The following is a 26907-nucleotide window of genomic DNA, read 5'->3' on the forward strand; positions in this document are numbered from 1 at the left end:
TCACGTGGAACTTGATCCTCGTCAATCTCGGATCAGTTTGCGCAGGGTGTCCATGCGGTCCGCCTCGTGGGCGGGCTTGTCCGTGCGGATGCGGCTGATGCGGGGGAAACGCATGGCCACGCCGGACTTATGGCGTTTGCTGACGTGTACAGAATCAAACGCGACTTCGAAGACCAGCGACCTGTCCGTTTCCCGCACGGGGCCGAAGCGGTTGACGGTGTGATTGCGCACATACCTATCGAGCCACTTCAATTCCTCGTCGGTGAACCCGAAGTAAGCCTTGCCGACGGGAAGCAGGTCTGCGCCTTCGTCCGGATCGCCATCCCAGCAGCCGAAGGTATAGTCCGAGTAGAAGGAACTGCGCTTGCCCGAACCGCGCTGCGCGTACATCAGCACGCAATCAACCAGCAGCGGGTCGCGCTTCCACTTGTACCACAATCCCGTCCGCCGCCCCGCCACGTAAGGGCTGTCCCGCCGCTTCAACATGACACCTTCGATCGCGTCGTCCCGCGCGCGCTCGCGGATGGCCGAAAGCTCCGCGAAGTCCGCAGCGGCAATCACGGCCGAGAGGTCGAAACGCGCCGGGTCAAGCTGCGGAACGAGAGCTTCGAGGGCCATTCGCCGTTCGGACCAGGGCCGGGGGCGCAGATCCTTTCCTTCCACAATCAGGGCATCGTACAGCCGGACGAACGCGGGGTACTCCTCGCGCATCTTCTTGCTGACCGTCTTGCGCCCGAGCCGCTGCTGCAGGGCGTTGAAGCTGGCCGCGCCGCCTTCCTCTCCGCCTTGGTGTGCGCCCCGCACAAGGAGTTCTCCGTCCAGCACGGCGTCGATGTGGAGCGCTTCGGCGATTTCGGGAAACGTGGCTGAAATATCATCGCCCGATCGGGAGTAGACGCGTGTTGCGCCTCCAGCACGTACCACCTGCACGCGGATGCCGTCCCATTTCCATTCCGCCGCATAATCCGCGAGATCGACCTGGGTGTCCTCCAGCCCGTGCGCGAGCATGAAAGGCCGGAAGAGCGGGATGTCATCGGCGTTCGGCGGCTCGGCACCGTGAGCGGCCCAGTCGAACAGGGCGGTGTAGGGCGGGGCCTGTCCGTGCCAGTGCTCTTCCACGTCTTCGACCGAGACATCGAAGGCCTGTGCGAACGCGGTCTTGGCGAGGCGCGCGGAAATGCCGATGCGCATGGCTCCCGTCGCAAGCTTGAGAAGTGCGTAGCGGCCGTTGCCATCGAGCCGGTCGAGCAGCCGGGGAAGTTCGGCCATGACAGTGGCCCGCGTCATGCGGGAGAGGGCGTCCACCGCTTCGGCAACGGTGGGGGGCGAAGGTGCCTCGGTCGGCTCAGGCCACAGGAGGCTCGCCGTCTCCGCCGAATCGCCCACATATTCGCGGCTGAGTGTCCACAGCACCGGATCGATCCGCTCCATGAGCAGGTTGCGGATGGTGGAGCTTTTCACGGCGGGGAAATCGAGCCCGTCCGTCAGCGCCGCCAGCGCCCAACCCCGGTCAGGGTCCGGGGTCGAGCGGAGGTAATCGGCCAGCAGCTTGAGCTTGGCGTTGCGACTTCGCGTGTAGACAAGCGCGTCGAGAAGGGCAGCGAACTCCTCCATCAGAGGAAGGCCCTCCGGTGCGTCTCAGGCGGTGAGCCGGCGGCGCGGAGCAGGGGGGCCGTCGCGCCCGGTCGGCGGCTCTCAGTCATCCTCGTCCTCATAGCCCACGAGCGCCAGAGCCCGCGCCTTGCGCTGGTTCAGCTGGCACCAGCGCAGCATCGCCTCCTCCCGGCCGTGCGTGATCCACGTCTCAGCCGGGTTTACCTCCACCACGGTCTGCGTCAGCTCGTTCCAGTCCGCGTGGTCGGAGATGACGAGCGGTAGCTCCACCATGCGCTGGCGGGCGCGTTGACGGACCTGCATCCAGCCTGATGCCATCGCCGTAATCGGATCGGGCAGGCGGCGGCTCCAGCGGTCGTTGAGCGCAGAGGGCGGAGCGACGATGATCGCACCGGCCAACTCACCTTTTCCGGCTTCGGACACAAGCCTGAGCGGGCCGAGGTCGATCCCCCAATCCTCGTAGAGCCGACACATGCGTTCCATCGCCCCGTGAAGCCAGATCGTGTCGCGGTGCCCCGCGCGGCGCAGCTCCGCGATCAGGCGCTGCGCCTTGCCCAGCGCGTAAGCGCCAACGAGGACGCAGCGCTCGGGGTTGGCGGCAAGGGCGGAAAGGAGTTTGGCGATCTCCTGTTCCACCGGAGGATGGCGGAAGACCGGAAGGCCGAAGGTGGCCTCGGTGATCAGCACATCGCAGGGCGTCACTTCGAACGGCGGACAGGTGGGATCGGGACGGCGCTTGAAATCTCCGGTTACGACTATGCGCTCTCCGGCATGCTCCAGGAGGATCTGGGCTGACCCGAGTACATGACCGGCAGGTATCCAGGTGGCGGCAACGCCGCCCGGCAGGGCGATGCGCTCTCCGTAAGGCACAGGCACTGCCCCTGCCTCGGTGGCGTAGCGCAGCTTCATGATTGCGAGCGTCTCAGGCGTGGCGAAAGTGGACCCGTGGCCGCCGCGCGCGTGATCGGCGTGGCCGTGAGTGACAAGGGCCCTGTCGACGGGCCGGGACGGATCGATCCAGCAATCGGCAGGAACGACGTGAATTCCCCAGGGCTCGGGTCTGATCCAGGAGAAATCGCGGGCCATTCAAGGAAAATGGAGCGGGAACCACCTTGTTCCCGCCCCATCGTCAATCGTCAGGCAAAGCCGTCGCTATCAATCGTCGGCGCTGGCCTCGGGATGATTGCCCGGCTTCTTCGCCTGCTTCACGGGCACCTTCTTCTTCGCCTTGGCCATCTTCGGAGGCGACGGAGTCAGTTCGAAGTTGAGCGCGTTGTCCTTGACCGAAACATGCACTTCACCGCCATTGGCCAGCTTGCCGAACAGCAGTTCCTCCGCCAGTGGCTGCTTGACCTTCTCCTGGATGACGCGGCCCATCGGGCGCGCACCGTAGAGCTTGTCGTAACCGCGGTCCCCCAGCCATGCGCGGGCGTCGGAATCGAACTGGATGTGGACGTTCTGGTCCGCCAGCTGCAGTTCCAGCTGAAGGATGAACTTGTCCACGACCCGGCTGATGGTGTCCTTGGCCAGATAAGCGAAGGGCACGATCGCATCGAGGCGGTTGCGGAATTCCGGCGTGAACATCTGCTTCACGGCCTCGTCCCCGGCGTCGGCCTTGGACGTGTCACCGAAGCCGATGCCCTGCTTGGCCATGTCGGACGCGCCCGCGTTGGTGGTCATGATGAGCACAACGTTGCGGAAATCGACCGTCTTGCCGTGGTGATCGGTCAGTCGGCCGTTGTCCATCACCTGCAGCAGGATGTTGAACAAGTCAGGATGCGCCTTCTCGATCTCGTCGAGCAGGAGGACGCAATGCGGATTCTGGTCGATCGCGTCAGTCAGCAGGCCGCCCTGGTCGAAACCGACATAGCCCGGAGGCGCACCGATCAGGCGGCTGACGGAATGACGTTCCATGTACTCGGACATGTCGAAGCGCTTCAGTTCGATGCCCATGATCGTGGCGAGCTGGCGGGCCACTTCGGTCTTGCCGACGCCGGTGGGGCCGGAGAACAGGAACGAGCCGATCGGCTTGTCCGGGTCACGCAAACCTGCCCGGCTCAGCTTCATCGCCGTGGAAAGGACGCCGATGGCCTTGTCCTGGCCGAAGACAACGCGCTTCAGGTCACGCTCAAGGTTCTCCAGCGCCTTCTTGTCGTCCGAGGAAACCGACTTGGGCGGGATGCGCGCCATCGTCGCGATCACGGCTTCGATCTCGCGCGCGGTGATGGTTTTCTTGCGGCGGCTGGGCGGCAGCAGCATCTGCATCGCGCCCACTTCGTCGATCACGTCGATCGCCTTGTCGGGCAGCTTGCGGTCGTTGATGTAGCGGGCCGAAAGCTCGACGGCGGTCTTGATCGCGTCAGGCGTGTACTTGACGCGGTGGTGTTCCTCGAACGCGCTGCGCAGGCCGCGCAGGATCTTGATCGTATCCTCCACGGTGGGTTCGTTCACGTCGATCTTCTGGAACCGGCGCAGCAGAGCGCGATCCTTCTCGAAGTGGTTGCGGAACTCCTTGTAGGTGGTCGAACCGATGCAGCGGATCGTCCCGCCCGATAGGGCGGGCTTGAGCAGGTTCGACGCATCCATCGCACCGCCGCTGGTGGCGCCAGCGCCGATCACAGTGTGGATCTCGTCGATGAAGAGGACCGCGTGCGGCATCTTCTCCAGTTCGGAGACGACCTGCTTGAGGCGTTCTTCGAAATCGCCGCGATAGCGCGTGCCCGCCAGGAGGCTTCCCATGTCAAGCGAGTAGATGACAGCTTCGGCCAGCACTTCGGGCACTTCGCCCTCGACGATCTTGCGCGCGAGGCCTTCGGCGATGGCGGTCTTGCCGACGCCCGGATCGCCGACGTAGAGCGGGTTGTTCTTGGAACGGCGGCACAGGATCTGGATCGTGCGGTCCACTTCGGGGCCGCGTCCGATCAGCGGGTCCACCTTGCCCGACAACGCCTTTTCATTGAGGTTGACGGTGAACTGGTCGAGCGCGGAGTCCTTCTTGCTGGCGGACGCTTTGGCCTCGGCCTTGTCCTCGGGCGTCGGCGGGGTTTCCTCCGACCCCTTCGGGCTGCGATCCTCGACCCGCTTGCCGCCCTTGCCGATGCCGTGGCTGATGTAGCTGACGGCGTCGAGACGGCTCATGTCCTGCTGCTGCAGGAAGTAGACCGCATACGAATCGCGTTCGGAGAACAGGGCGACGAGCACGTTGGCGCCGGTCACGGTGTCCTTGCCGGACGATTGGACATGCAGGATCGCGCGTTGGATCACGCGCTGGAAGCCGGCGGTAGGGGCGGGGTCGCCCTTCTCCTCGGTCTTGAGCGACTGATATTCCTGATCGAGGTACTGACGTACCACGTCTCCGAGGTCGCCAAGCTCCACGCCGCAAGCCTGCATGACCTGGGCTGCGTCGCTGTCGTCGATCAGCGCGAGCAGGAGATGCTCGAGCGTCGCGTACTCGTGGCTCCGCTCAGACGCGTGAGACAGAGCCGAGTGCAGGGTCTTTTCAAGGCTTTGGGCGAAACTTGGCATTTAAGCGACCTTCATTGTGAGGGACGGCTCTCCCGGGAGGTAAATGGCCCGCAGGGGAGATTGGCGAGCCATGCTTTGGGTCTTGATATAGGAAACGATCGATAGTCTTGCGAGGTTGCCCCTCACCAACCTTTTAGAGCGGCAGGCTAAGGCTGCGCCCGTCATTCTGATCGGGGCCTGAACAAGGCTTCCGCCGCAAGGCGATGGGCCGCCGACGTTTCGCGATGCTGTCGAATGCGGTCAATTTCTGCGTCAAGGAGGGCAAGTCGCGCGTCGAGTTCATCCAGCGAGTAGCGCTCCAGGCTTTCGCTGGCGAGAAGGCTGGCAGCGCCCAAGTCATTCTTGGACGACCGCAGCGGCGGTCGATCATCGTCGTCCATTGCACCGCAGCATCCAACGGGAACCCCTTCGAGTCAATGGCCGGCAAGGGCGGGCGCGGAAAGGGTGTTCCCCAGACCCGCGATCCTGTGGCACAGGGAAGCTCATGGTAGCAGACCTCCCCGCAACGATGACGGCGGTGGGCTTCGACGCCCCCGGCGGTCCTGAAGTCCTCCGTCCCGAGACCCTGCCGGTGCCACGGCCCGGCGCCGGGGAAGTGCTGATCAAGGTTGCTTATGCGGGGGTGAACCGCCCCGATGTCGTCCAGCGTCGGGGCAGTTACCCTCCGCCTCCCGGCGCCTCGCCCATTCCGGGGCTGGAGATTTCCGGCACTGTCGCCGCGTTGGGCGAGGGCGTGACGCAGTTCGTGCCGGGCGAGCCGCTGTGCGCGCTCGTGTCCGGCGGCGGTTATGCGCAGTACTGCATCGCCAAGGCCAGCCACTGCCTGCCCGTGCCGGATGGCCTGGGCATGGATCAGGCCGCAGCCTTGCCGGAAACGCTGTTCACCGTGTGGCACAACGTGTTCGAGCGCGGACACGCGCGGGAGGGCGAGTGGCTGCTCGTCCACGGGGGAACGAGCGGGATCGGCACGATGGCGTCTATGCTGGGTCGTCATTTCGGTCTGACAGTCATCGTCACCTGCGGGTCGGCGCAGAAATGCGAGGCGGCGCTGGCGATCGGCGCTCACCACGCGATCGACTACAAGGCGACTGACTTCGTGGAGGAAGTCGCGCGCATCACGCAGGGGCGCGGCGTGGACGTCGTGCTGGACATGGTGGCCGGCAGCTACGTTCCGCGCAATCTCAAGTGCCTTGCGCCGGACGGGCGGCATGTGACCATCGCGGTGCAGGGTGGTGCGAAGGCGGAGCTGAACATGGCGGTCGTGATGACACGGCGGTACACGCTGACTGGCTCCACGCTGCGCCCCCGTTCGGATGAGTTCAAGGGGCTCGTGGCAGGGGAGATCCTCGAAAACGCCTGGCCGCTCGTGGAGGAGGGCTTGCTGCGACCGGTCATGGACGTGCAGTTCCCGCTGGCCGAGGCGGCGGCTGCGCACGCCCGGATGGAAGCCGGAGATCACGTGGGCAAGATCGTCCTCTCGGTCGCATGAGCCAGGCCTGTTGGCGGCGCACTCCTTCGCGCGGAAAATCGCGTTCCACGTGGAACCTGTCGGGAGCACGACGCAAATTCCCGCCCCTTTTGCTTGCTCCCCCGGCAAAAGTTTCCTAAATCGGTACCGGTGAGGCCGCTCCGCGAAGGGGCGGCCCTTATTGTTTCCGCCGGAGATAGAGACATGAGCCAGCCCACTCCGCTGATGCCGCACGCGACCGCCTCCTGGCTGGTCGACAATACCGCGCTGACGTTTGAGCAGATTGCCGAGTTTTGCGGTCTGCACATGCTCGAGGTTCAGGCGATGGCCGATGATCTTGCCTCCAGCAAGTACACCGGCCGTGATCCCGTGCGCTCGGGCGAACTGACGATGGAAGAGATCGAGAAGGGACAGGCCGATCCCGAGTACAAGCTGCGCATGCACAAGGTGCCGCTCGCGCAGAACCGTACCAAGGGCCCGCGCTACACCCCGGTCTCGAAGCGCCAGGACAAGCCGGACGGCATCGCCTGGATCCTGCGCAACCACCCCGAAGTGTCGGACGCGCAGATCGGCAAGCTGATCGGCACGACCCGCAACACGATCGCGGCGATCCGCGATCGCTCGCACTGGAACATCAACAACATCACGCCCAAGGACCCGGTGACGCTGGGCCTGTGCTCGCAGCGCGAACTGGACGCTCTGGTGGCCAAGGCCGCCAAGAAGGCCGGCATCGAAGAGGACCGTCAGAGCGACGAACGCCTGGTCGATGACCGTCAGGCCCTGATCGACGAGCTTCGTGCCGAGCGTGAAGCCGCCTCGCGGGCCGCCAGCGAAGCCGCTCAGGAAGCGGAAGTCGCTGCCTGGCTTGAGGCCAAGCGCGCGGCTGAGGCCGCCGAGAGCCGCGGCGAGTAAGCCGACGCAGGCCGAAGACAAAAAAGGGCCGCGGAAGTCGATTTCCGCGGCCCTTTTTTTTGTGCTCGGTCTAATTCGCCCAGCGTTGAGCTACTGAAAACCTCTACTCTGCCGCAGCCGGCAGGATCAGGTCGTCGTCCAGCTTCGGCAGGCGAGCAATCGGGGTCGCTGCCGTCTGCGTCGCGCCTGGCGAAAGCCGGCCGTCGAGCCGAGCTCCCTGTTCGATCGTGAGCGTCTCGTAGGATACGTCACCCTCGATCCGCGCGGTCTTGAGGATGACCACGTCGCGGGCCGAGACAGAGCCGCGCACCAGCCCCCCTATGCGAACGGACTGCGCACGGATCGCGCCGTGGATCTCGCTGCCTTCGCCCTGAATTAGTGCGTTGCAGCTCAGGTCCCCCTGTACGTTGCCGTCAACGTGAAGGTCGGCGCTGGCGGTGATGTCGCCATTCACCGTCACGTCGGCGCCGAGCATGGAGAAGCTTGAGCCGACGGGTGTCGAGCGCGCGCTTATGAAAGCCTTGGCCATGTTAGTGTGTCTCCCTCTGACCCCTGTTGGTACCCCCCTGAAGACGTGCCGCTTCGAGGAACGGCCGCGGGTTGACCGGACGGTCGTTCACGCGAACCTCGAAGTGGAGATGCGGACCGGTGGAGCGACCGGTGCTGCCCATCGCACCAATCAGCGCACCGGCTTCGACTTCCTGGCCTACGCGGGTGCGAAAGCCGGAAAGATGGCCGTAGCGGGTCATGAGACCGTTACCGTGAGTGACTTCAATGCAGTTGCCGTAGCCGTGCTTCTGGCCTGCAAAAGTGACCCGCCCCTTGGCGGCGGCGTAGATGGGAGAACCCATCGGCCCCGGGAAGTCGAGCCCGGCGTGGAACGCCGCGCCACCCGTGAATGGGTCGGAGCGATAGCCGAAGCTGGACGAGACGTAGGCCACATGCGCAGGGCTCACCTGCGGCACCGAGGTGAGGCCGTTCTCCAGCGCGCTCATTCGTGCAAGGCTGCGACCCATACGGGCGAAGCGCGAGTCGAGGCGGCCATCGGCCTGAGTCGCGAGCTTCACCAGCGGACCACCTTCGCCGCCCTGGCCGGCCTTGCGACTGGAAGCCAGGAGCGTCTGGGGATTGAGTCCCAGCTTGCGGATGGATGCGATCGCGGCCTGGGACCGCGCATCGGCGTGCTCCGTCAGGCGCTCCACAAGCGCAAGCTGTTCAGCCTCGATATGAGCCAGCGCGCTGGCGTCAGGGAAGGCGGTGCTCACGCGATTCACCATCGCGCGGGTTTTGGGAGTCACCTGCGCGTCGGGCTGCCCTTCGGGAATCTCGGCGACATGAGCGTCGATCATCTGCTCGATGAACTGCTGCCGGTGAGCGAGATCGGATGTCAGAGTCCTGATGTCCTTACGGTAACGCTGCACCTCGCCTTCCGCCCGGGCGATCTGGGCTTCCCGCTGGTTCAGGTCGGCAAGGGCACTTCGGGCGGAGTATTGCGACACCGCCGCTGAAGCGAGGCTAGCAACCGCAAGGCCCAGCACGGCGCCGGCCGCGATCATCTGGCTGCGTGGAGAGACACGAAGGAAACGGACCTGACCCTGCGAACGCATGATGAATTCACGTTCAGGGAATGCTGTCCGGAGACGCTGCAAAAGCATCCCGGCTGATGTGAACTGCAAAACGACCCCGCTGGCAAATTGTCTGTGGTGAATTTGGCGCGCAGCTAGCAGCGGTGTAAATCGAACGCGAATCGGTTGGCCTCGAACCAGTGCTGTTTCGCGCCGAAACGCGGTAGTCGTCGGGTGAATTGAGGGAAACATCCGTTGTGGTGCTGCGAAGTGCTTTCCGGCTTCTCGAGTAATGGTCAAAACTGCTCGTTGGGACTCGGGGGGCGGCTCGCGCAGGTGGCCACCCAAGCGTCGGTGACAGCCGCGTTTCCCGATGCTACCCGATCGTTATGACCACCACGATCGCTCCGCTCGCCGATACCGCCGCGCCGCTCTCCCCGGAGGCGCTCGTGGAACAACTTGCCCGGGACGGGCGCGCGGCGCAGCGCGTCCTCGCGCGGCTCAGCGATGCCGAAAGGGCAGCGGCCCTGCGCGCCGCCGCAGCGGCATTGCGCCGTGCTGAGGGCGACATCCTTGCCGCCAACGCCCGAGACATCGCCGCCGGGGAGGAGAAGGGCCTCTCGGCCGCGCTCCTCGACCGGCTGCGCCTTGATCCCGCGCGCCTTGCCGGGATCGCTGACGCGGTCGACCAGGTGGCGACCCTTCCCGATCCGGTGGGTGAAGTGCTGTCGGCGAGCGAACGGCCCAACGGGTTGAAGCTGTCGCGGGTTCGCATCCCCATCGGCGTCATCGGCATCATCTATGAAAGCCGCCCCAACGTCACTGCCGACGCTGCCGCGCTGTGCCTGCGTTCGGGCAATGCGGTTCTCCTTCGTGGCGGCAGCGAAGCGCTCAATTCCAACCGCGCGATCCGTGCCGCCTTTGCCGAAGGGCTGGAGAGCGTCGGACTGCCGCCTGCGGCGATCCAGCTGGTACCCACACAGGATCGCGCGGTCGTCGGCGCCATGCTGACTGCCGCCGGCCTCATCGACATGATCGTGCCGCGCGGGGGCAAGAGCCTCGTAGCGCGGGTGCAGGCGGATGCGCGCGTGCCGGTTCTGGCTCACCTCGATGGCATCTGCCACACTTACGTCCATGCCGCCGCCGATGCTGAGATGGCGCGCCAGGTCACGCTGAATGCCAAGATGCGGCGTACCGGTATCTGCGGCGCGATGGAGACGCTTCTCCTTGATACCCAGTTTCCCGCAAGTGAGACGGTAATCGCCAGTCTCATCGACGCCGGTTGCGAGCTGCGCGGCGATGCGCGGGCGCAGGCCCTCGATCCGCGCGTCCGGCCCGCCGCGAGCGAGGACTGGGACACCGAGTACCTCGATGCCGTGCTGTCCGTCGCCGTGGTCGATGGGGTGGAGGCAGCGCTGGAGCACATCGCGGCGCACTCCTCGCATCACACCGATGCGATCGTGACGGACGATGCGGAAACGGCCGAACGGTTCCTTTCCGAAGTGGACAGCGCGATCGTGATGGTGAATGCGTCCAGCCAGTTCGCTGACGGCGGGGAGTTCGGCCTGGGGGCGGAGATCGGCATCGCCACCGGACGGCTGCACGCTCGCGGACCCGTCGCGCTGGAGGGACTGACCACCTATAAGTGGCAGGTGCGCGGTGCGGGCCAGACCCGCCCCTGAGGCCATCGTTGAACAGGACAGGAAAGATCCGCAGGGGCCCGGTGACGGGTCTGCTGGGAGGCAGCTTCAACCCCGCGCACGGTGGGCACCGCCGAATCACCCTTTTCACCATGAAGGCGCTGGCGCTGGACGAGGTGTGGTGGCTGGTGTCACCGGGGAACCCGCTCAAGCCGGCGGCCGGCATGGCGCCGCTGCCGGCACGCGTCGCCTCCGCCCGCGCGCAGGCGCGTCGTGCCCGCATCCGGCCAACCGCGATCGAGCGGGAACTGGGCACGCGCTACACCGTAGACACTCTTCGCGCGCTTCTTCGCCGCTACCCTCAACGCCGCTTCATCTGGCTCATGGGAGCCGACAATCTGGCTCAGTTGCACCGCTGGAGAGACTGGCGGAATCTGGCCCGACTCATGCCGATTGCGGTAATCGCGCGTCCGGGGTATGATGGCGTCGCCCTCGCGAGCCCCGCGATGGCCTGGCTGGGGAGATTCCGGAGACCCCTGACCAGTCTTCGCGGTCCGGAAAGGTGGAGCGCACCAGCGCTTGTGACATTGCGATTTGACCCCGATACGCGGTCTGCCACGGCACTACGCCGAGCAGATCCGGACTGGGCACGGAGGTTCGGCAAAGGGCCTTCGCGGGACGCAGTCACGCACCACCCCATCCCCGGGACGGCGGAATGAACGGCCTTCAGGCCTTCTTACCGCATATCCGGCTTACACGGCATACGATCGAACGCGGCAGGGTGGCTTCCATCCTGTCTCGCCGATTTTGAAAGGAGCAGAACCTAACCCAAATGCCACAGGCACAGATACAGCCGGACTCAACCGGCGCCACCCCGCCCGCGGCGATAGTCGAGAGCGACGATCCGTTGCTCAACCTCGTGCTTCGGTCTCTTGATGACGACCAGGCACAGGAACTCGTCACTATCGACCTCGAGGGCAAATCCAGCATCGCTGACTTCATGGTGATCGCCTCGGGCCGTTCGACCCGACAGGTTGCCGCGATGGCACAGAAGCTGGGCGAACGCCTGAAGGACGCAGGCTTCGGCCACCCGCGCGTGGAAGGCCTTCCCGCTGCGGACTGGGTCCTCGTCGACGCTGGCAGCGTGGTCGTACATCTCTTCCGTCCGGAAGTGCGCAGCTTCTACAACCTTGAGCGGATGTGGGGCTTCGACGGACCGTCCGGCGCGGCCTGATCGCCGCAAGGGAACGCGTTTGATTCTCCTGCCCGGCTGCTGGCGCGGCCGGTCTTTGAAAGGAAACCACGCGGGCGACACTGCTCCGTCCCCGCGTCCTGGCTTATGCTGCTTCACATCATCGCTCGCGGGAAGATCGCCCGTTCGCCAGAGGGCGAGTTGCTCGATCGGTATGCGAAGCGCATCACATGGCCCTTCCGGCACAGCGAACTGCCGGACGTCGGCGGCAAGGTGCCGCCCCCCACTCAAACCCCCGTACGCGAAGTGCTGCTCGACGAGCGCGGCAAGGCGATGAGCTCGGAGGAGTTCGCCGCTCTGCTGGGCCGCTGGCGGGATGAAGGGGTGCGGGAATGCCGCTTCCTGATCGGCGCGGCGGACGGGCACGGCGACGAAGCCCGCGCCCGTGCCGACCATCTTCTGTGTTTCGGCCGGATGACATGGCCCCATCTCATGGCCCGCGCCATGCTGGCCGAGCAGCTGTGGCGGGCGACGGCCATTCTCGCCGGGCACCCCTACCACCGTTCCGGCTGACGCGCACCAATCGCAACGTGAAACCCAGGGGCGAAAGCGTGGGACGAAGGCTCAAGATCTACTTCGATGGCGGCTGCCGCCCCAACCCGGGGCCGGTGGAGGTTGCGGTGGTGATCCGCGGCACCGCCCATGTGTTCACCGGTCTGGCGGATGGTACGAACAGCGATGCGGAATGGTGCGCACTGATCCACGCCCTCGAACTGAGCCGTGACCACAATCTCGGCGAGGTGGACTTCGTGGGAGACGCTCTGGAAGTGGTCCGGCAGGCCAACCATGCTTTGAAGACCGGGGGAGGGCCGCAGCCGCATGCGGCGCGGCTCGTGGCGCTGGCTCGTGAACTGCCGCCGTTTCGCATACGCTGGGTGCGCCGCGCGCAGAACCTTGCCGGCGTGGCTCTGGCGGCCCGTCATCCACGCTGATGGCAGCGCTATTTCCATTTCCTCTCTTTTCGGGCGAGTCGGCCTGCCCTAATCACGCGGCGTGAAGTCTGCCGCCCGCCTCGTCCTGACTCTTGCGGTCGCCGGTTGCGTGGTGTTCGGCACACGGGCGATGACGCAGCCGGGCGGGCTCGTCGTCCTCGACCCGTCCGTAAGCGCGGGGCAGGCGCGGCAGGATATGCTCGCGGCGCAGCGGGAAGGGGCGGCCGCTCGCGTCCGGGCCGAGAAACTGGAGCACAGGGCGCGTGCCGTTTCCCGGCAGGCGGACGCCACCGCCAGGGAAGCGGCTGCCGTCGCCGCTCGTATCCAGGAAGCCGATGCGCAGATCGCGGTTCAGGACGCGCAGTTACGCCTCATCACCTCCCAGCGCGCCGTCCTGCGGCGGCAGCTGGCGAAGAAGCAGGAACCTCTGGCGCGGCTGACGGCCTCGTTGCAGCGCCTCTCCCGCCGGCCGCCGCTGCTCGCTGTTCTGCGGCCGGGTTCGGTCAGGGACGCGGTCTACATGCGCGCGCTGCTGGACACGATGCTGCCCGAGGTGGAGCGGCGTACCCGAAGCCTTCGCGCCTCGATCGAGCAGGGGCGGGCCCTGGAGCAGCAGGCAAAGGCGGCCGCTGCGGGTCTGGTGCGTGCGCAATCAGTCCTGCGCGAACGCCGCCAGCAGCTTGCCGCGATCGAGACACGCCAGCGTCTCGACGGGCGCAAGGTGAGCGGCATCGCGGCGCGAGAGAGCGAGCGTGCGCTTGCCCTTGCGGAGAAGGCGCGGGATCTGGGCGATCTCGTGACCGAAGTAGGCAAGCAGGGGCGACTACGGGCGCAACTCGCCGCTCTGCCCGGCCCCATATTGCGTCCGGCTCGCCCGGAGGAGGCGCGGGTCATAGGGTCGGGACACTTCGATGCTTTGCCGGAAGGGCTCTCCAGCTATGTGCTGCCCGTGACGGGCCGTGTGCTGACCGGTTTCGGAGAGGATGCTCCCGGGGAGGCGCGTTCAAGAGGGCTGGTGCTGGTCCCGCGCGCGCATGCGCAGGTCATTGCGCCGGCGGCCGGACGGATCGCCTTCGCAGGACCCTATCGCGGCTATGGCAGCATCGTCATCGTGGAGCATGCGAGCGGCTGGACATCGCTTGTCACAGGTCTTGCGCGGGCGGCGGTGGAGGTGGGTGAAAGCGTCGTCGCCGGCTCTCCGATCGGGACCGCCGGACCGCTATCGCCGCGGGTCATGGTTGAGCTGCGGCACGATGGGATGCCGGTGAACCCGTTGCAGTATGTCCGATCGCTGTGATTTGCGCTGACCAGGCGCATCTGCGGGGGCGGCGCAGAATTCTTCTCCTAGCCTCAGGACATCCTCCGGAGCCGTTCCTATATGTGCCGCGACACCGCCGTTCCGCTGGCGTTCAAGGTCAACGGGCGATAGGATGGAACTATGACACCGGATCGGCGCGTCTTGCGCCGGATCGAATAAGAAGAAGGCATCAGCCTGATGAAGATCGCCCCCTTCCTTCGCGCCGCGCTGCTGGTCTCGGCCGTGGCCGTCGTGCCCGTCGCGACATCCGGCCTTGCGGCGGTGGACTCGCGCACCAGCCATGAGTTCGACAAGCTCTTCACGATCTATCAGATCGTCAAGGACAACTATGTCGACCAGGTGGATGACGACAAGCTGCTCAAGGGTGCGATCGACGGCATGCTTGCCAGCCTCGATCCTCACTCCAACTACCTGGACGGCCAGTCGCTTCAGCGTCTGGAAACGATGATCGACGGTAAGTACACCGGCCTCGGCCTCTCGGTCGTGGAAGATGACGGAGCCGTGAAGATCGTGTCGCCCTTCAAGGGCAGCCCGGCGGAGAAGGCCGGGCTGAAGGCCGGAGACTACATCACGCATCTCGACGGCGTGCTCTACTACGAGCGCGACCTGGATGAAGCCGTATCGAAGATGCGCGGAGAGGCCGGAACGTCGATCCGGCTGACGATCTTCCGCCCCGGCCGCGACGAGCCCTTCGACGTGACGGTCACGCGCGGCGTGATCGAGCTGGAACCCGTTACGTGGGAGTACAAGGACAACGTCGGCGTCATCTCCGTGAACGAGTTCTCACGCGATGTCGGCAACGACGTGAACACCGCCATCGCCGACCTGAAGAAGCAGGCGGCGGTGAAGGGCGGCGGCAAGCTGGCTGGCCTCGTGCTCGACCTGCGCTCCAACCCCGGCGGTTCGCTGGACGAAGCAGTGGCCCTGTCCGACCTGTTCCTCGAAAAGGGGGATATCGTCTCGCAACGTGGCCGCAATCCCAGTGAGAACCAGTTCTACCGCGCCGAATCCATGTTCCGCGGCGATGCGGCCAAGGATCTGCCGGTGGTGGTGCTGGTGGACGCCGGCTCCGCATCCGCTTCCGAAATCGTGGCTGGGGCGTTGCAGGACCAGCGCCGCGCGGTCGTGATGGGTGAGCGTACCTTCGGCAAGGGATCGGTCCAGTCGTTCCTGCCGCTCGATTCGAAAAGCGCGATCAAGCTCACCACGGCGCGGTACTTCACGCCCGCCGGCCACTCGGTGCAGGAAGGCGGCATCACGCCCGATATCAAGGTGCCCCAGCTTTCCGATCCGGATGCGCGGGCCAGGGCGGAGCGTGCCGTGCGCGAATCCGATCTGCGCGGTCATCTCATCAACGAGGCGGCGATCAAGGACAAGGATCTGGAGACCGACAAGCAGGACGACCCCCGTTTCAAGGTCACGGCCGCCGAGCTCGAAAAGCAGGGTATCAAGGACTTCCAGCTTCACTACGCCATCAGCACGCTCCAGCGCACCAGCGGCAAACCCGCTTTCGCCGCCGCGACGAAGAACTGACGGTCGGGTCGCGAATGCCTATTCCGGTTGCCGCACCCGTGCGCGCCGCCCGCGCGCTCGCCCTTGGTCTGTCCGTCGGCCTGCTCGGCGGTGCCCTGGTGAGCGAATACGTCTTCGGGCTTTATCCGTGCGAGATGTGCTGGTGGCAGCGCTACCCGCATGCGGTTGCGATCGTACTGGCGGGGCTGGCGTTCTTCTGGCGCCCGGCCCGGCCCCTCGTGGCCGTGGCCGCGCTGGCGATCCTGGCCTCCGGCCTGATCGGCGGCTTCCATGCCGGCGTGGAATACGGCTGGTGGGAGGGGATGAGCGCCTGCACCGCAGATACCTTCGCGGCCGGTGGCGATCCGCTGGATGCGATCATGAGTGCGCCGGTGATTCGTTGCGACGTGGCACCCTGGAGCGTCCTGGGCGTCTCTCTGGCAGGATGGAACTTCCTGTTCTCAACGGCCGGCGCCCTGGCCATCTTCGGCCTCATCGCCCGCAGTGAAGGAAAGGCATGACGTGAAGGCAATGAGCAAGACCAAGGAGCGCATGCTTCGCGTGGACCAGGCGGGTGAATACGGCGCCACCCGGATCTATGCGGGCCAGCTGGCGGTGATGGGATCCCGCGCGCCGCACTCGGCCGAAGTCGCCAGCATGGCCTCGCAGGAGGCGGAGCATCAGGCCAAATTCGATGCCATGATCGCCGAGCGCGGCGTGCGCCCGACACTGCTCCAGCCGGTTTGGTCTGCCGCCGGGTACGTCCTTGGCGCGGCGACCGCGCTGATCGGACCCGAAGCGGCGATGGCCTGTACGGCGGCGATCGAGACCGAGATCGACCGGCACTACACCGAACAGCTTGAGGAGTTGGGCGATGAAGATCCCGAACTCGGCGCAACGATCCGCAAGTTCCGCGACGAGGAGCGGGAGCATCGCGATGCCGCGCTTGCCGCCGGAGCGGAGAAGGCGCCGGCCTACCCGGTGCTGTTCAACGCCATCCGCTTGGGCTGCCGGGTCGCCATAAAGCTTTCGGAACGGATATGATCGTCCCGGGGTTCTTCCCTTAAGCTGTCATTCAATCCGCCGCTTCCCTATGGCAGGGCGGAAAAATCGCCGATCTGACCTGTTGGAGCAACCGATGACCCGCCGCCTCGCTTCCGCCGCTATCGTAGCTCTCTCGCTGGCGGCCGCGCCTGCCTTCGCCCAGGAAGGCGCGATGGTCGATCCCGGCGGTGACAAGGTGAACCAGCTCATCGTTTACGGTGACGATCCGTGCCCGACGTCGGCGTCCGGGGAGATCACCGTCTGTGCCCGCAAGCCGGAGGAAGAGCGCTACCGTATACCCGAGCCGCTACGAGGCATAGACAAGCCTCAATCGGAAGCCTGGGCAAACAAGGTGCAGGCTTACGAGACGGTGGGCCGCTTCGGGACGCTCAGCTGTTCCCCGGTCGGGGCGGGCGGCTCTCTCGGCTGCACGCAGCAGCTCGTGAACCGCGCCTTCGCCGAAAGGGCGAACAGCTCGGAAGTGCGCTTCAGCGAACTGATCGAGGAAGAGCGTGAGAAGCGGCTCTCGACGATCGACGCTCAGGCCGCGGCGGAGCAGGCCCGGGTCGAAGAGGCCGAGCAGGCCTATTTCGAGCAGCAGCAGCGCCAGCAGGCTGAGCGTGACACCGCCGAAGGAGGTACTGACGCACCGCTTCCTCCTCCGGGCGAGTCACCCCGCAAGTAAGCTGGGCTTGCCCGGCTGAAACGCTAAACCTGCTTGTCTTGTGTTGGGGAACCGGCTGCAAGACGGGGGTAAGGGGCATGAAGCGGGCGCATCCCTGCGCATGTCCCTGTGCGGGAGGGGCGAGCCTTGGGCGTAACCGAAACGATCGACATCTACCATGCTATCGCGGGGCTGTTCGTGGGTGGCCTCGTCGGCCTTACCGGCGTAGGCGGCGGCTCGCTGATGACGCCGCTGCTGGTGCTCCTGTTCGGCGTCAGCGCGAAGACCGCAGTCGGCACCGACCTTCTCTTTGCCGCCCTTACCAAGATTGCCGGTTCGGCCGTTCACGGCTCCCGGGAAACGGTGGAATGGACGATCGTCAGGCGCATGGCACTTGGCAGCATCCCCGCCGCTCTCGTCACGCTGGTGGCCCTGGCCCTGATCGGCAAGGTGGGCGAATCAACCGAGCAGATCATTCTGGTATCGCTGGCCTGCCTTCTCGCCTTGACCTCGCTGGCGGTCATTGGGCGAAAGTGGCTTTTTCGCCATGCCCATGATTGCAGCGCCCGCCGATCCGCGGGCCGAGAAGTGGGCGGAACGATCGTGCTCGGCGCGCTCATCGGCCTTGCCGTCTCAATCTCCTCCGTGGGCGCCGGTGCAATCGGCGTTACCGTGCTGCTCGTGCTGTACCCGCAGCTTCAGGTCGCACGGATCGTGGGGTCCGACATCGCCCACGCCGTCCCGCTGGCGCTGATCGCCGGCACCGGGCACTGGATCATGGGGGACGTCGACGGAACCCTGCTGACGAACCTGCTGATCGGCTCGATCCCGGGCGTCGTGGTTGGCAGCTATCTGTCCACGCACGCCCCGGACCGCGTGTTGCAGCCCCTGCTGGCGGCGGTGCTCGCGATTTCGTCGTGGCAGCTCTTCGTCAAGGCGACAGCGCCCGAGAAGGTGAAGATCGAGGCGATCGCCCCCGCCCGGGCCGTGGAGACCCCGTAGAGCGTCATCAGAAAAACAAAGGGCCGGAAGTTTCCCTCCGGCCCTTTCGTCGTGGTGGCGCCGGTCAGGCCAGTGCAATGTCAGGCGCGTCTTCCTGCTTCATGCCGACGAGGTGGTACCCCGAATCGACGTGGTGCGTCTCACCCGTCACGCCCGAGGAAAGATCGGACAGGAAGTAGAGTGCCGAACCGCCGACGTCTTCGATCGTGGTGTTGCGACGCAGTGGCGAATTCAGCTCGTTCCACTTCAGGATGTAGCGGAAATCACCGATGCCGCTGGCCGCCAGGGTCTTGACCGGTCCCGCCGAGATCGCGTTGACGCGGATGCCCTGCGGGCCAAGGTCGTTGGCAAGGTACATGACCGAGGATTCGAGGGCGGCCTTGGCCACGCCCATCACGTTGTAGTGCGGCACGACCTTCTCGGCGCCGTAATAGGTCAGCGTGAGGATGGACCCGCCGTTCGGCATCATCGCCATCGCGCGCTTGGTGACGGCTACCAGCGAATAGGCCGAGACGTTCATGGTAAGCAGGAAGTTGTCGAGGCTGGTGTCGACGTACTTGCCGCGCAGCTCGTTCTTGTCCGAGAAGCCGATCGCGTGAACGACGAAGTCGATTGTCTCCCAGCGCTCCGCCAGGGTGGAGAAGGCCGCGTCGAGCGCCTCCATGCTCGACACGTCGCAGTCGATGAGGAAATCGGAGCCAAGGCTTGCGGCCAGCGGCTTCACCCGCTTGGCGAGGGCGTCGCCCTGATAGGAGAACGCCAGTTCGGCGCCCTGTTCGTGCAGCTTCTTCGCAATACCCCAGGCCAGCGACTTGTCGTTGGCAAGGCCCATGATGAGGCCCCTCTTACCGTGCATCAGACCGGTCATTCGTTTCTTCCTGTAAACTATTCGTCGTTGGGCCGTGAGGCCGTGTCGGCCGTCGATGGCGGGCTTGCGGGGCCGACTGTCGCCTCGTTTGCCTGCGCAAGCGCCGCGTTAAGTTCGGCGCCTATGACCATCCCTAGTCCCACAAGCCAGAAAAAGAAAAGCGCGATCATCACTCCGGCAAGGCTTCCGTATGTCAGGTCATACATGAGAAAGCTCTGCAGGACTTTCGGGAGGGCCCAGGCGACGAGCAGCCACCAGGCTGTCACGAAGACCGCGCCGGGCCATTTGAGGTAGCCGCGCCCCTGATAGTCGGATGGGGTAAGCAGATAGAACAGCAGGTAAATCGACACGAAGATGCCGCCCGCGCTGACTGCCGTCGAGACCGCCATCTGGTCCGAAAGAGTGCCGAGCCTTGGGAAAAGCGTGGCAAGGATCGTCTCGGCGGCGGAAAGTAGCACTTGCGAGGACAGGGAGATGAGCAGCAGCAGGACGGATCCGAAGATGACCGCGCTTGACACGAGGCGTGAGCGCCAAAAGTGCAGGCGCTTCTTCACGTCGTAGGCACGGTGAAGGATGTCGCGGATCGTCTCCACCAGACTGCCCGCCGTCCACAGGCCGAGAAAGCCGCCGATCCACAGCAGCCAGCCGTGCCGCGCTGCGGCTACGTCGTAGGCCACCGGCCGCAGCACGTCGGCGACACGCGGCGGCAGGGTGTGGAGAATCGTGTCGATGGAAGCGCCCATCTGGTCCTGCTCTCCCAGCACGGACAGGATGGCGGCAAGGGCAATGAAGAACGGAAACAGCGCCAGCAGCGACATGTAGGCAAGGTTCCCGGCGTGAATGAAGCCGTCGTCCCACGTGCCGCCGGCAATGCGCATCACTACCCGAAAGACGCGCGTCCCCGGCCCGGCCCGGCGGCGAATGTTGTGTTTCAGCTTCCGCCGCAAAGCGTCGGTGCGTTCATGCTCCGCCGGGGCGGCGCGCGTCGGCGCGTCAGACGCCAAGTTTTCCGCGTACGTCGCGCGTGTCCTGCCAGCCTTCGAGACGGCGGGCGAGATCGGCTGCCGCTTCGCTCGCCGCCTCCGGCAGGACGATCTGGAGGGTGATGAGCTGGTCGCCCCGCGTGCCGTCCTTGCGGGTCATGCCGCGACCCTTCAGGCGCAGCACTTTGCCGGAACTGGCGCCGGCCGGAACTGACAGCATCACCGCGCCGGACGCGGTCGGAGCCTTGATCCGGGCCCCGGCCACCGCCTCATCCAGGGTGACGGGAAGGTCCAGGCGAAGGTCGTCGCCATCGCGCTTGAAGAAGGCGTGAGGCTGGACCTGGATGGTGACAGTGGCATCGCCAGCGCCGCCGGGCCCGGGCTCGCCCTTGCCGGCCAGCCGCATCTGAGTTCCGTCCTCCACACCGGCTGGCAGCTTGAGGTCGATCGTCTTGCCGTCGGAGAGGGTGATGCGCTGCGGCTTCAGCTCCGCCGCGTCGGTCAACGACACGGCAAGCCGGTAGTTCACATTCGCGCCGCGCGGGGCCGCACGGCCGCGTCCGCCGCCCATGCCCCCCATGCCGCCACCACGTCCACCGGCGCCGCCGCCGAAGATACCGCCGAAGATGTCCTCCAGATCGATACCGTCTTCTGCGCCGAAGCCGCCGCCAAATCCACGCTGCCCGCCGGGACCGCCGCCAAAGCCGCCCCCGTAGCCACCGCCGAACGGGTTCGTCGGATTGCCTTCCGCATCGATCTCGCCGCGATCGAACTGGGCCCGCTTCGTCTTGTCCGAAAGCAGGTCGTAGGCGCCGGTCACTTCGCTGAAGCGTTCCGCCGCACGCGGGTTGTTCGTGTTGGTGTCCGGGTGAAGTTCCTTCGCCAGCTTGCGATAGGCGGACTTGATGTCCTTCTCGCTTGCGCCGCGGGAAACGCCCAAGATGGAATAAGGATCTGCTGCCATGTGGCCTAGCTAGGTTGCGGCCGGGGTTTGGACAAGCGGTCGTGTGGCTATTCCGGTGGGTTGCACGTCTACGGCAGGTCCCTTAATCGCTTTTCGAATTGTCCATGATCAAGGCGCAGCCTTGCGCAACCGGGGCAACGGCGGGCGAGTTGCCCTTTCTCAACGGCAGGACATGCACATCATGACCCCTTCGTCTCCCAGCGAATCCATCGTCAGCGGCGATCCCGAGCAGGTCCGTGAGGTCATCCCTCATGGCGATCCCTTCAGGCTGTTCGCGCAGTGGTACGAGGAAGCGCGCGCTTCGGAGCCGAACGATTCCAATGCGATGGCGCTGGCTACGGCCACGCCGGACGGCCTGCCTTCGGTTCGCATGGTGCTGCTGAAGGATCACGGGCCGGAAGGCTTCGTGTTCTACACCAACGGCCACAGCCGCAAGGGGCGCGAGATCGTGGCGAACCCGAACGTCGCGCTGCTCTTCCACTGGAAGAGCCTGCGCCGCCAGATACGGATCGAAGGTGTGGTGTCGCCGGTCAGCGACGCCGAAGCCGAAGCCTACTTCCATTCGCGTGCCCGCGATTCGCAACTGGGCGCGGTTGCTTCCGACCAGTCCGCCCCCCTGGATGCGCGGTCCACCTTCCTCTCCCGCTATGAGCGCGCACGCGCACGGTTCGAGGGCGAGGACGTCGAGCGGCCCCGGCACTGGGGCGGCTGGCGGGTCCGGCCGCAGGCGATGGAGTTCTGGCACGACAGGCCGTTCCGTCTCCACGAACGCCGCCGCTTCGAACACGGCCCCGACGGGTGGGCCAGCACGCTGCTTTACCCGTGAGCCGCACTTCGGCCGACCTCAACCGCAGCGCCGCGATGGCCAGCCTCGCGGCGGGGGGGATCCTCCTCGGGATCAAGGGTTGGGCGGCTTGGTCCACCGGTTCCACGGCGATGCTGGGCAGCCTGGCCGACACCGCGCTCGATCTGGTGGCGAGCGTTGCGACTCTGATCGGCGTAGGGATCGCGGCGCATCCTCCCGACGACAAGCACCGCTTCGGCCATGGCAAGGCGGAGGCGATCGCTGCTCTCTTCCAGATCGTGCTGATCTCGCTCTCGGCGCTGGGTATCGCCAGCCGGGCGGTGGAGCAGTTCTTCGCGGGCAGTCGCGTGCAGTCAGCCGGTAACGGGATCGGCGTCTCCCTGGCGGCTATCGCGGTGACCTTGCTGCTGGTCGGCTGGCAGCGCCACGTGGTGCGCCGCACCGGAAGCCTCGCCATCAGCACGGACAGCACCCATTACCAATCAGATCTCCTGCTTAACCTGGCGGTGATCGCGGCGCTTGTCCTCGACCGGTATGCGGGGCTGTCGGGTGCAGACCCGCTTTTCGGTCTCGCCATCGCAGGCTGGCTGGGCTGGGGGGCCTGGGGCGCCTCGAAGCAGGTGCTGGACCAGCTGATGGATCACGAATGGCCGCCCGAGAAAAAGGAGCGCCTGCTGGCGCTTCTCGCTGGCAATCCGGACATCAGCGGCGTTCACGACCTGCGCACGCGCACATCGGGCAACAGGGACTTCGTCCAGTTCCACGTCTGGGTCGATGCCGACATGACCGTGCGGGAGGCGCACAAGGTCACGGACGCGCTGGAAAGCAAATTGCGAAGCGCGTTTCCCGATACCGAAATCCTCATCCACACCGACCCTGAAGGTCTGGTCGATGAAGCGGGCGCGGCGGGCAAGGACATCCTCCCGCCGATCCGGGTAAGCTGAGGCTACCTCTTCAGAGCGGCGACACAAGCGGCGCGGTCGACGTTCTGGCCGTCGGAGCTGCGGCGTGCCTCGACGTAGGTTGCGTGCGGCTCCCTCGAGGTGGAGCTGGGATAGAGGAAGACGTCGAGGACGCAGGCGGTTCCGCTGAACTGCAGCTTGCGGGCGTCACCCTCCCAGACGTCGAGGCGCGGCTGTCCGAAGGTGCGGACAAGCTGGCCCTGGTTCGCCCCGATCACGCCTTCGAGGCCCGGGGCCATCTGGATGGCGGCATCGCGCGGCGCGGCCCGGTTGGGCTGCCGCACGGCCGGAACGCCTTTTATGCGCTTCGGAGCCGACGTGCTCGGGATCGCGCCACCGGCGCAGGCCGAGACGGCGAGCGCCAGTGTCACCGCCGCAAGCGGTGCGGCAAGACGGCGGTTCAGGGCGGCTCGGGCATTGAGGGTGTTGCTCATGGTCGGGCCGGGGCATTGCGCGCCCCGGCTTTCGAGTCAACGCCCCTTCGTCCGGGCAGCGCTTGCCGAGCGGCAAGCCGCACGCTACTCGCCTTGGCAACACTTTTTCCGGACACGAAGGACTTATCAACCCCATGACGCAACCCCGTCTGGACGTAATCGCCATTGGCAACGCCATCATCGACGTCATTGGCAACTGCTCGGATACCCAGATCGAGGAGCTTGGCCTTTCCCGTGGCGGCATGATGCTGATCGACGCGGACCAGGCGCGCACCCTGTACGACGCCATGGGTCCGGCGCGGGAAATATCAGGCGGCTCCGCTGCGAACACCCTCGCAGGCCTTGCCGCGCTCGGCGCGAAGTGCGGTTTCATCGGTCAGGTCGCCGAGGATCAGCTGGGCGAGGTCTTCACGCACGATATCCGCGCCGCCGGCATCGAATTCGACGTCCCGGCCCGCCCGGGTCAGCCGCCGACGGCGCGCTGCCTGATCTTCGTGACGCCCGACGGCCAGCGCACGATGAACACCTTCCTCGGCGCCTCGCACCTGCTGCCGGCCGAGAAGCTGGACGCGGCAAAGATCGCCGAGGCCGCCGTCCTCTATCTCGAAGGCTACCTGTGGGATCCGGAAGAGCCGCGCGCGGCCATGCGCAAGGCCATCGCGGCCGCACGGGACGCGGGCCGCAAGATCGCCTTCACGCCTTCGGAAAGCTTCGTGATCGAGCGGCACCGGGGCGACTTCCTCGCGCTGATCGAAGAGGGTGCAATCGACCTGCTGTTTTGCAACGAACACGAGATGGCGACGCTCACCGGCACGTCCTCGTTCGAAGACGGCATCGCCATGCTGTCGGACAAGGTGCAGGTGCTGGTCGTCACCAAGGGCGCGGAAGGCGCCGTGGCGCTTACGAACGGAGAGCGGGCCGAGGTGGCCGCGCAGCCGATCGACCGGGTGATCGACACCACCGGCGCCGGGGATCTTTTCGCGGCCGGCTTCCTCTATGGTCACGTTCGGGGCAAATCCCTGCAGGAGTGCCTGCAGATGGGTTCGATCTGTGCCAGCGAAATCATTTCGCACTACGGGGCCCGCCCGGAATGCGATCTGGCAGAGTACGTGAACCGCCGCATGGGCTGAACCGGAAAGGAACGCGCTTGAGCTGTCCCGCGCTGATCGACTTCGAAGCGAGCTGCCTGCCCGATTATGGGCAGTCCTACCCCATCGAAGTTGCCCTGGCGCGCAGCGACGGCTCAAGCCGCGCCTGGCTGATCCGCCCGGTGGAAGCCTGGCGCTATTGGGACTGGTCGCCCGAGGCAGAGGCCCTGCACGGCATCTCCCGCGCGCTGCTGGAGACACAGGGCCTTACCGCGGAGCACGTCCTCGACGAGATGGCGGATTTCGCCAAGGACTGCCGTGTCTACGCCGATGCGGATCTCGACCAGTACTGGCTGGAAGTCCTGTGCCAGGCGGTGCGCCGACCCTTGCCGTTTCCCGTTCATCACCTTGGCGAATTGCTGCAGGAACACCGCTTCACCCGCGATCAGGTGGCCGCTGCGGTGGAAGCGGCGAGAAAGCGGCTTCCCCGGCAGCACCTTGCACGCGACGATGCCCAGCGGCTTGCGCTCATGGTCAACCTTCTGGTGAACGGCGAGGTCTGACACCTCGCCTCCGTCCTGCTGCAGGAACTAGGGCTGCGCCCGTTGCGCCGTCTGCAGCTGGGCGGCGCACTGTCCCTTGCGCTGATCCCGTGCATCCGAAAGCGACTGCGCCGTCCGGCTGGGCAGCGCGCAATCCTGCGCAGGCCGGATCGGATGCCGCGCAAGGCAGCCGCCGCGCGTGCTGAAGAAGTCGTCCGCGCAATCGTCGAAAGCCGCGCGATCCGCATCGTGCATCGCCTCGCATGCCTGGTTCCAGCGCTGGCGATAGGCCATTTCGCTGGACGCCACGCACTGTTCATAAGCGGCCTGCGCCTCCCGCTCCCGCTGCGCGCGGATGGCGAGGGCCTTTGCCTGCTCCGCCGCGCGGGACTGCTTTTCCGCCATGGCAAGCGTCTGTCGGCGGATGTCCTGCGCGGGCAGGTATATACCGAAATAGTAGCCCACGCCTGCCCCGGCCAGAAGGGCACCGAGCGCCAGGCAGAGCTTCAGGATGGGGTCGGCGTGCTTAAGCATGGGCCTTTTCGCGCGCCACCTCTCGCCAGCCGATGTCGCGGCGACAGAAGCCGGAGGTGAAGTCGATCCGATCGACCGCCGCATAAGCGCTTGCCTGCGCTTCAGTCACGCTTCCGGCACGGGCGGTGACAGCCAGGACGCGGCCACCGCTGGCGACAAGGCTCCCGTCCTTTATGGCCGTGCCCGCGTGGAAGACTTTCGCTCCTTCGCCTTCGGCCGCGTCGATGTTGCGGATCGCTCCGCCCTTCTCGGGCGTGCCGGGGTAGCCGCTGGCAGCCATCACGACCGTCAGCGCGACATCGTCCGAGAAACGCGGAGGCTGAATGGCCGCGAGGCGGTTCTCGGCACAGGCGTGCAGCAGTTCGACGAGATCGCTTTCGAGGCGCATCATCATGACCTGGCATTCCGGATCGCCAAAACGGCAGTTATACTCGATTAGCTGCGGCCCCTTGGCGGTCAGCATGAGGCCGAGGAACAGCACGCCGGAATAGGGCATGCCTTCATTCGCCAGAGTCTTCACCGTAGGCGCGATGATCCGGGTCATCGCTTCGGCCTGAAGTTCGGGCGTGAGAACGCGCGCGGGGCTGTAGGCGCCCATGCCGCCCGTGTTCGGCCCGGTGTCCCCATCGCCCACCCGCTTGTGGTCCTGCGCCGAGGCGAAGGGAACGATGGTGGCGCCGTCGGTCAGGGCGAAGAAGCTCGCCTCCTCACCTTCGAGGAACTCCTCGATCACGGCTTCCGCGCCGGCTTCCCCGAAGCGTCCGGCGAAGATGTCCTGAATGGCCGCTTCCGCCTCCTCCATCGTCATGGCGACGGTGACGCCTTTGCCCGCGGCAAGACCATCGGCCTTGATGACGACCGGGGCACCGAAGCGCTCCAGCGCGGCCTGGCCATCGGTCAGGGTGGAGACGCGTTCGTAGCCGCCGGTCGGGATGCCGGCGCGCGCGCACAGGTCTTTGGTGAACCCCTTCGACCCTTCGAGCTGTGCGGCGGCCTTGCTGGGGCCGAAGACGGCGACCCCGCCCGCCCGCAGCGAATCCGCCAGGCCGTCGACCAGCGGCGCTTCCGGGCCGACCACGACGAGACCGATCGCCTTTTCGTCGCAGAACTTCAGGATGGCCGCGTGATCGGTGGCGTCCAGATCGATGCAGGTTGCCTCTTCCGCGATCCCGGGATTTCCAGGCGCCGCCCACAGGGCATCACAGCGCGGGGATTGCGCCAGCTTCCAGGCCAGCGCATGTTCGCGGCCGCCCGAACCCAGTAGCAGGATGTTCATTTC

At 65.9% G+C, this 26907-nt stretch carries 29 protein-coding genes; 17 read left to right on the plus strand and 12 right to left on the minus strand.

What is annotated here, in order from left to right:
- Positions 1-21 precede the first annotated feature (21 nt).
- From C2R25_RS11255 to C2R25_RS11270, 4 genes are all read right to left on the minus strand, one after another.
- On the minus strand, positions 22-1614 hold the full coding sequence (locus tag C2R25_RS11255) for a cisplatin damage response ATP-dependent DNA ligase (RefSeq protein ID WP_103729263.1): 1593 nt from the start codon (positions 1612-1614) through the stop codon (positions 22-24).
- 81 nt (positions 1615-1695) lie between these two features.
- Complete coding sequence (locus C2R25_RS11260; RefSeq protein WP_103729264.1) at positions 1696-2700, minus strand: ligase-associated DNA damage response exonuclease; 1005 nt, start codon at positions 2698-2700, stop codon at positions 1696-1698.
- 69 nt (positions 2701-2769) lie between these two features.
- Positions 2770-5139, minus strand: coding sequence for an ATP-dependent Clp protease ATP-binding subunit ClpA (gene clpA / locus C2R25_RS11265; RefSeq protein WP_103729265.1), 2370 nt, complete (start codon positions 5137-5139; stop codon positions 2770-2772).
- A 161-nt stretch (positions 5140-5300) separates the two neighbouring features.
- Positions 5301-5519 carry a DUF1192 domain-containing protein gene (locus C2R25_RS11270; RefSeq protein WP_103729266.1) on the minus strand — a complete coding sequence of 73 codons (219 nt, stop codon included), beginning with the start codon at positions 5517-5519 and terminating at the stop codon, positions 5301-5303.
- Positions 5520-5623: 104 nt separating this feature from the next.
- On the opposite strand from C2R25_RS11270, the gene C2R25_RS11275 reads away from it, so the two are divergent.
- Both C2R25_RS11275 and C2R25_RS11280 read left to right on the plus strand, forming a co-directional pair.
- A complete protein-coding gene (locus tag C2R25_RS11275) occupies positions 5624-6628 on the plus strand; it encodes an NAD(P)H-quinone oxidoreductase (RefSeq protein ID WP_103729267.1) in 1005 nt (334 codons plus the stop codon).
- 183 nt (positions 6629-6811) lie between these two features.
- Entirely contained in the window at positions 6812-7519 is a 708-nt protein-coding gene (locus tag C2R25_RS11280) for a DUF1013 domain-containing protein (protein ID WP_103729268.1), read from the plus strand.
- A 103-nt stretch (positions 7520-7622) separates the two neighbouring features.
- Here the strand turns inward: C2R25_RS11280 and C2R25_RS11285 are convergent, their stop codons facing one another.
- Both C2R25_RS11285 and C2R25_RS11290 read right to left on the minus strand, forming a co-directional pair.
- Entirely contained in the window at positions 7623-8048 is a 426-nt protein-coding gene (locus C2R25_RS11285; RefSeq protein ID WP_103729269.1) for a polymer-forming cytoskeletal protein, read from the minus strand.
- A gap of 1 nt (position 8049) precedes the next feature.
- On the minus strand, positions 8050-9126 hold the full coding sequence (locus C2R25_RS11290) for a M23 family metallopeptidase (protein ID WP_103729270.1): 1077 nt from the start codon (positions 9124-9126) through the stop codon (positions 8050-8052).
- Positions 9127-9473: 347 nt separating this feature from the next.
- Between C2R25_RS11290 and C2R25_RS11295 the strand changes: the two genes are divergently transcribed.
- The 11 genes from C2R25_RS11295 to C2R25_RS11345 all read left to right on the plus strand — a co-directional run bounded on the left by C2R25_RS11295 (position 9474) and on the right by C2R25_RS11345 (position 18448).
- Positions 9474-10766, plus strand: coding sequence for a glutamate-5-semialdehyde dehydrogenase (locus tag C2R25_RS11295; RefSeq protein ID WP_103729271.1), 1293 nt, complete (start codon positions 9474-9476; stop codon positions 10764-10766).
- On the plus strand, positions 10763-11443 hold the full coding sequence (locus C2R25_RS11300) for a nicotinate-nucleotide adenylyltransferase (protein WP_369825705.1): 681 nt from the start codon (positions 10763-10765) through the stop codon (positions 11441-11443). Before C2R25_RS11295 ends, C2R25_RS11300 begins: the two co-directional genes overlap by 4 nt.
- Before the next feature lie 113 nt (positions 11444-11556).
- Positions 11557-11958: a ribosome silencing factor gene (rsfS, locus tag C2R25_RS11305; protein ID WP_199183814.1), complete on the plus strand. Its 402-nt coding sequence runs from the start codon at positions 11557-11559 to the stop codon at positions 11956-11958.
- A 105-nt stretch (positions 11959-12063) separates the two neighbouring features.
- Complete coding sequence (locus C2R25_RS11310) at positions 12064-12489, plus strand: 23S rRNA (pseudouridine(1915)-N(3))-methyltransferase RlmH (protein ID WP_103729272.1); 426 nt, start codon at positions 12064-12066, stop codon at positions 12487-12489.
- Positions 12490-12506: 17 nt separating this feature from the next.
- Positions 12507-12908, plus strand: coding sequence for a ribonuclease HI (locus C2R25_RS11315; protein WP_233203921.1), 402 nt, complete (start codon positions 12507-12509; stop codon positions 12906-12908).
- Positions 12909-12969: 61 nt separating this feature from the next.
- Positions 12970-14205: a murein hydrolase activator EnvC gene (locus C2R25_RS11320; RefSeq protein WP_233203922.1), complete on the plus strand. Its 1236-nt coding sequence runs from the start codon at positions 12970-12972 to the stop codon at positions 14203-14205.
- Positions 14206-14403: 198 nt separating this feature from the next.
- On the plus strand, positions 14404-15759 hold the full coding sequence (locus C2R25_RS11325) for a S41 family peptidase (RefSeq protein ID WP_103729274.1): 1356 nt from the start codon (positions 14404-14406) through the stop codon (positions 15757-15759).
- A gap of 14 nt (positions 15760-15773) precedes the next feature.
- Positions 15774-16259, plus strand: a complete 486-nt coding sequence (locus tag C2R25_RS11330) for a disulfide bond formation protein B (protein ID WP_103729275.1) — start codon at positions 15774-15776, stop codon at positions 16257-16259.
- Positions 16260-16269: 10 nt separating this feature from the next.
- Entirely contained in the window at positions 16270-16782 is a 513-nt protein-coding gene (locus C2R25_RS11335; protein WP_103729335.1) for a demethoxyubiquinone hydroxylase family protein, read from the plus strand.
- A 94-nt stretch (positions 16783-16876) separates the two neighbouring features.
- Complete coding sequence (locus C2R25_RS11340; protein WP_103729276.1) at positions 16877-17467, plus strand: hypothetical protein; 591 nt, start codon at positions 16877-16879, stop codon at positions 17465-17467.
- A 126-nt stretch (positions 17468-17593) separates the two neighbouring features.
- Positions 17594-18448: a sulfite exporter TauE/SafE family protein gene (locus C2R25_RS11345; protein ID WP_103729277.1), complete on the plus strand. Its 855-nt coding sequence runs from the start codon at positions 17594-17596 to the stop codon at positions 18446-18448.
- Between the two features lie 64 nt (positions 18449-18512).
- Here the strand turns inward: C2R25_RS11345 and fabI are convergent, their stop codons facing one another.
- Genes fabI through C2R25_RS11360 form a run of 3 tightly spaced genes read right to left on the minus strand, consistent with a single transcriptional unit; the run spans position 18513 to position 21263 of the window.
- Positions 18513-19316, minus strand: a complete 804-nt coding sequence (gene fabI, locus C2R25_RS11350; protein WP_103729278.1) for an enoyl-ACP reductase FabI — start codon at positions 19314-19316, stop codon at positions 18513-18515.
- A gap of 17 nt (positions 19317-19333) precedes the next feature.
- On the minus strand, positions 19334-20320 hold the full coding sequence (locus C2R25_RS11355; protein ID WP_103729279.1) for a YihY/virulence factor BrkB family protein: 987 nt from the start codon (positions 20318-20320) through the stop codon (positions 19334-19336).
- Positions 20310-21263 (minus strand): DnaJ C-terminal domain-containing protein, encoded by a 954-nt coding sequence (locus C2R25_RS11360; RefSeq protein ID WP_103729280.1) that lies wholly within the window; start codon positions 21261-21263, stop codon positions 20310-20312. The genes C2R25_RS11355 and C2R25_RS11360 overlap by 11 nt, the downstream gene beginning before the upstream one ends.
- Before the next feature lie 181 nt (positions 21264-21444).
- On the opposite strand from C2R25_RS11360, the gene pdxH reads away from it, so the two are divergent.
- Complete coding sequence (pdxH, locus tag C2R25_RS11365; protein ID WP_103729336.1) at positions 21445-22089, plus strand: pyridoxamine 5'-phosphate oxidase; 645 nt, start codon at positions 21445-21447, stop codon at positions 22087-22089.
- Between the two features lie 35 nt (positions 22090-22124).
- Positions 22125-23012, plus strand: a complete 888-nt coding sequence (locus C2R25_RS11370; protein WP_103729337.1) for a cation diffusion facilitator family transporter — start codon at positions 22125-22127, stop codon at positions 23010-23012.
- Between the two features lie 2 nt (positions 23013-23014).
- On the opposite strand, the gene C2R25_RS11375 is transcribed toward C2R25_RS11370, so the two are convergent.
- On the minus strand, positions 23015-23464 hold the full coding sequence (locus tag C2R25_RS11375) for a hypothetical protein (protein ID WP_103729281.1): 450 nt from the start codon (positions 23462-23464) through the stop codon (positions 23015-23017).
- Positions 23465-23598: 134 nt separating this feature from the next.
- On the opposite strand from C2R25_RS11375, the gene C2R25_RS11380 reads away from it, so the two are divergent.
- Entirely contained in the window at positions 23599-24594 is a 996-nt protein-coding gene (locus C2R25_RS11380; RefSeq protein WP_103729282.1) for an adenosine kinase, read from the plus strand.
- Positions 24595-24611: 17 nt separating this feature from the next.
- Entirely contained in the window at positions 24612-25115 is a 504-nt protein-coding gene (locus tag C2R25_RS11385; protein ID WP_103729283.1) for a hypothetical protein, read from the plus strand.
- 27 nt (positions 25116-25142) lie between these two features.
- On the opposite strand, the gene C2R25_RS11390 is transcribed toward C2R25_RS11385, so the two are convergent.
- Entirely contained in the window at positions 25143-25628 is a 486-nt protein-coding gene (locus C2R25_RS11390) for a hypothetical protein (protein WP_103729284.1), read from the minus strand.
- The gene (purD, locus tag C2R25_RS11395; protein WP_103729285.1) at positions 25621-26904 is read right to left on the minus strand and encodes a phosphoribosylamine--glycine ligase; all 1284 of its coding nucleotides are present in this window, start codon (positions 26902-26904) and stop codon (positions 25621-25623) included. Before purD ends, C2R25_RS11390 begins: the two co-directional genes overlap by 8 nt.
- Positions 26905-26907 lie beyond the last annotated feature (3 nt).

The sequence above is a fragment of the Novosphingobium sp. HII-3 genome, from assembly GCF_002916655.1.
GTDB classification, from domain to species: Bacteria; Pseudomonadota; Alphaproteobacteria; order Sphingomonadales; family Sphingomonadaceae; genus Novosphingobium; species Novosphingobium panipatense.

What these genes read in the sequence shown, in the direction of transcription:
- C2R25_RS11255 (WP_103729263.1), bottom strand. Translation starts at nt 1,614, where the DNA reads ATGGAGGAGTTCGCTGCCCTTCTCGACGCGCTTGTCTACACGCGAAGT.
- C2R25_RS11260 (WP_103729264.1), bottom strand. Translation starts at nt 2,700, where the DNA reads ATGGCCCGCGATTTCTCCTGGATCAGACCCGAGCCCTGGGGAATTCAC.
- clpA (WP_103729265.1), bottom strand. Translation starts at nt 5,139, where the DNA reads ATGCCAAGTTTCGCCCAAAGCCTTGAAAAGACCCTGCACTCGGCTCTG.
- C2R25_RS11270 (WP_103729266.1), bottom strand. Translation starts at nt 5,519, where the DNA reads ATGGACGACGATGATCGACCGCCGCTGCGGTCGTCCAAGAATGACTTG.
- C2R25_RS11275 (WP_103729267.1), top strand. Translation starts at nt 5,624, where the DNA reads ATGGTAGCAGACCTCCCCGCAACGATGACGGCGGTGGGCTTCGACGCC.
- C2R25_RS11280 (WP_103729268.1), top strand. Translation starts at nt 6,812, where the DNA reads ATGAGCCAGCCCACTCCGCTGATGCCGCACGCGACCGCCTCCTGGCTG.
- C2R25_RS11285 (WP_103729269.1), bottom strand. Translation starts at nt 8,048, where the DNA reads ATGGCCAAGGCTTTCATAAGCGCGCGCTCGACACCCGTCGGCTCAAGC.
- C2R25_RS11290 (WP_103729270.1), bottom strand. Translation starts at nt 9,126, where the DNA reads ATGCGTTCGCAGGGTCAGGTCCGTTTCCTTCGTGTCTCTCCACGCAGC.
- C2R25_RS11295 (WP_103729271.1), top strand. Translation starts at nt 9,474, where the DNA reads ATGACCACCACGATCGCTCCGCTCGCCGATACCGCCGCGCCGCTCTCC.
- rsfS (WP_199183814.1), top strand. Translation starts at nt 11,557, where the DNA reads ATGCCACAGGCACAGATACAGCCGGACTCAACCGGCGCCACCCCGCCC.
- C2R25_RS11310 (WP_103729272.1), top strand. Translation starts at nt 12,064, where the DNA reads ATGCTGCTTCACATCATCGCTCGCGGGAAGATCGCCCGTTCGCCAGAG.
- C2R25_RS11325 (WP_103729274.1), top strand. Translation starts at nt 14,404, where the DNA reads ATGAAGATCGCCCCCTTCCTTCGCGCCGCGCTGCTGGTCTCGGCCGTG.
- C2R25_RS11330 (WP_103729275.1), top strand. Translation starts at nt 15,774, where the DNA reads ATGCCTATTCCGGTTGCCGCACCCGTGCGCGCCGCCCGCGCGCTCGCC.
- C2R25_RS11335 (WP_103729335.1), top strand. Translation starts at nt 16,270, where the DNA reads ATGAGCAAGACCAAGGAGCGCATGCTTCGCGTGGACCAGGCGGGTGAA.
- C2R25_RS11340 (WP_103729276.1), top strand. Translation starts at nt 16,877, where the DNA reads ATGACCCGCCGCCTCGCTTCCGCCGCTATCGTAGCTCTCTCGCTGGCG.
- fabI (WP_103729278.1), bottom strand. Translation starts at nt 19,316, where the DNA reads ATGACCGGTCTGATGCACGGTAAGAGGGGCCTCATCATGGGCCTTGCC.
- C2R25_RS11360 (WP_103729280.1), bottom strand. Translation starts at nt 21,263, where the DNA reads ATGGCAGCAGATCCTTATTCCATCTTGGGCGTTTCCCGCGGCGCAAGC.
- pdxH (WP_103729336.1), top strand. Translation starts at nt 21,445, where the DNA reads ATGACCCCTTCGTCTCCCAGCGAATCCATCGTCAGCGGCGATCCCGAG.
- C2R25_RS11370 (WP_103729337.1), top strand. Translation starts at nt 22,125, where the DNA reads ATGGCCAGCCTCGCGGCGGGGGGGATCCTCCTCGGGATCAAGGGTTGG.
- C2R25_RS11375 (WP_103729281.1), bottom strand. Translation starts at nt 23,464, where the DNA reads ATGAGCAACACCCTCAATGCCCGAGCCGCCCTGAACCGCCGTCTTGCC.
- C2R25_RS11380 (WP_103729282.1), top strand. Translation starts at nt 23,599, where the DNA reads ATGACGCAACCCCGTCTGGACGTAATCGCCATTGGCAACGCCATCATC.
- C2R25_RS11390 (WP_103729284.1), bottom strand. Translation starts at nt 25,628, where the DNA reads ATGCTTAAGCACGCCGACCCCATCCTGAAGCTCTGCCTGGCGCTCGGT.
- purD (WP_103729285.1), bottom strand. Translation starts at nt 26,904, where the DNA reads ATGAACATCCTGCTACTGGGTTCGGGCGGCCGCGAACATGCGCTGGCC.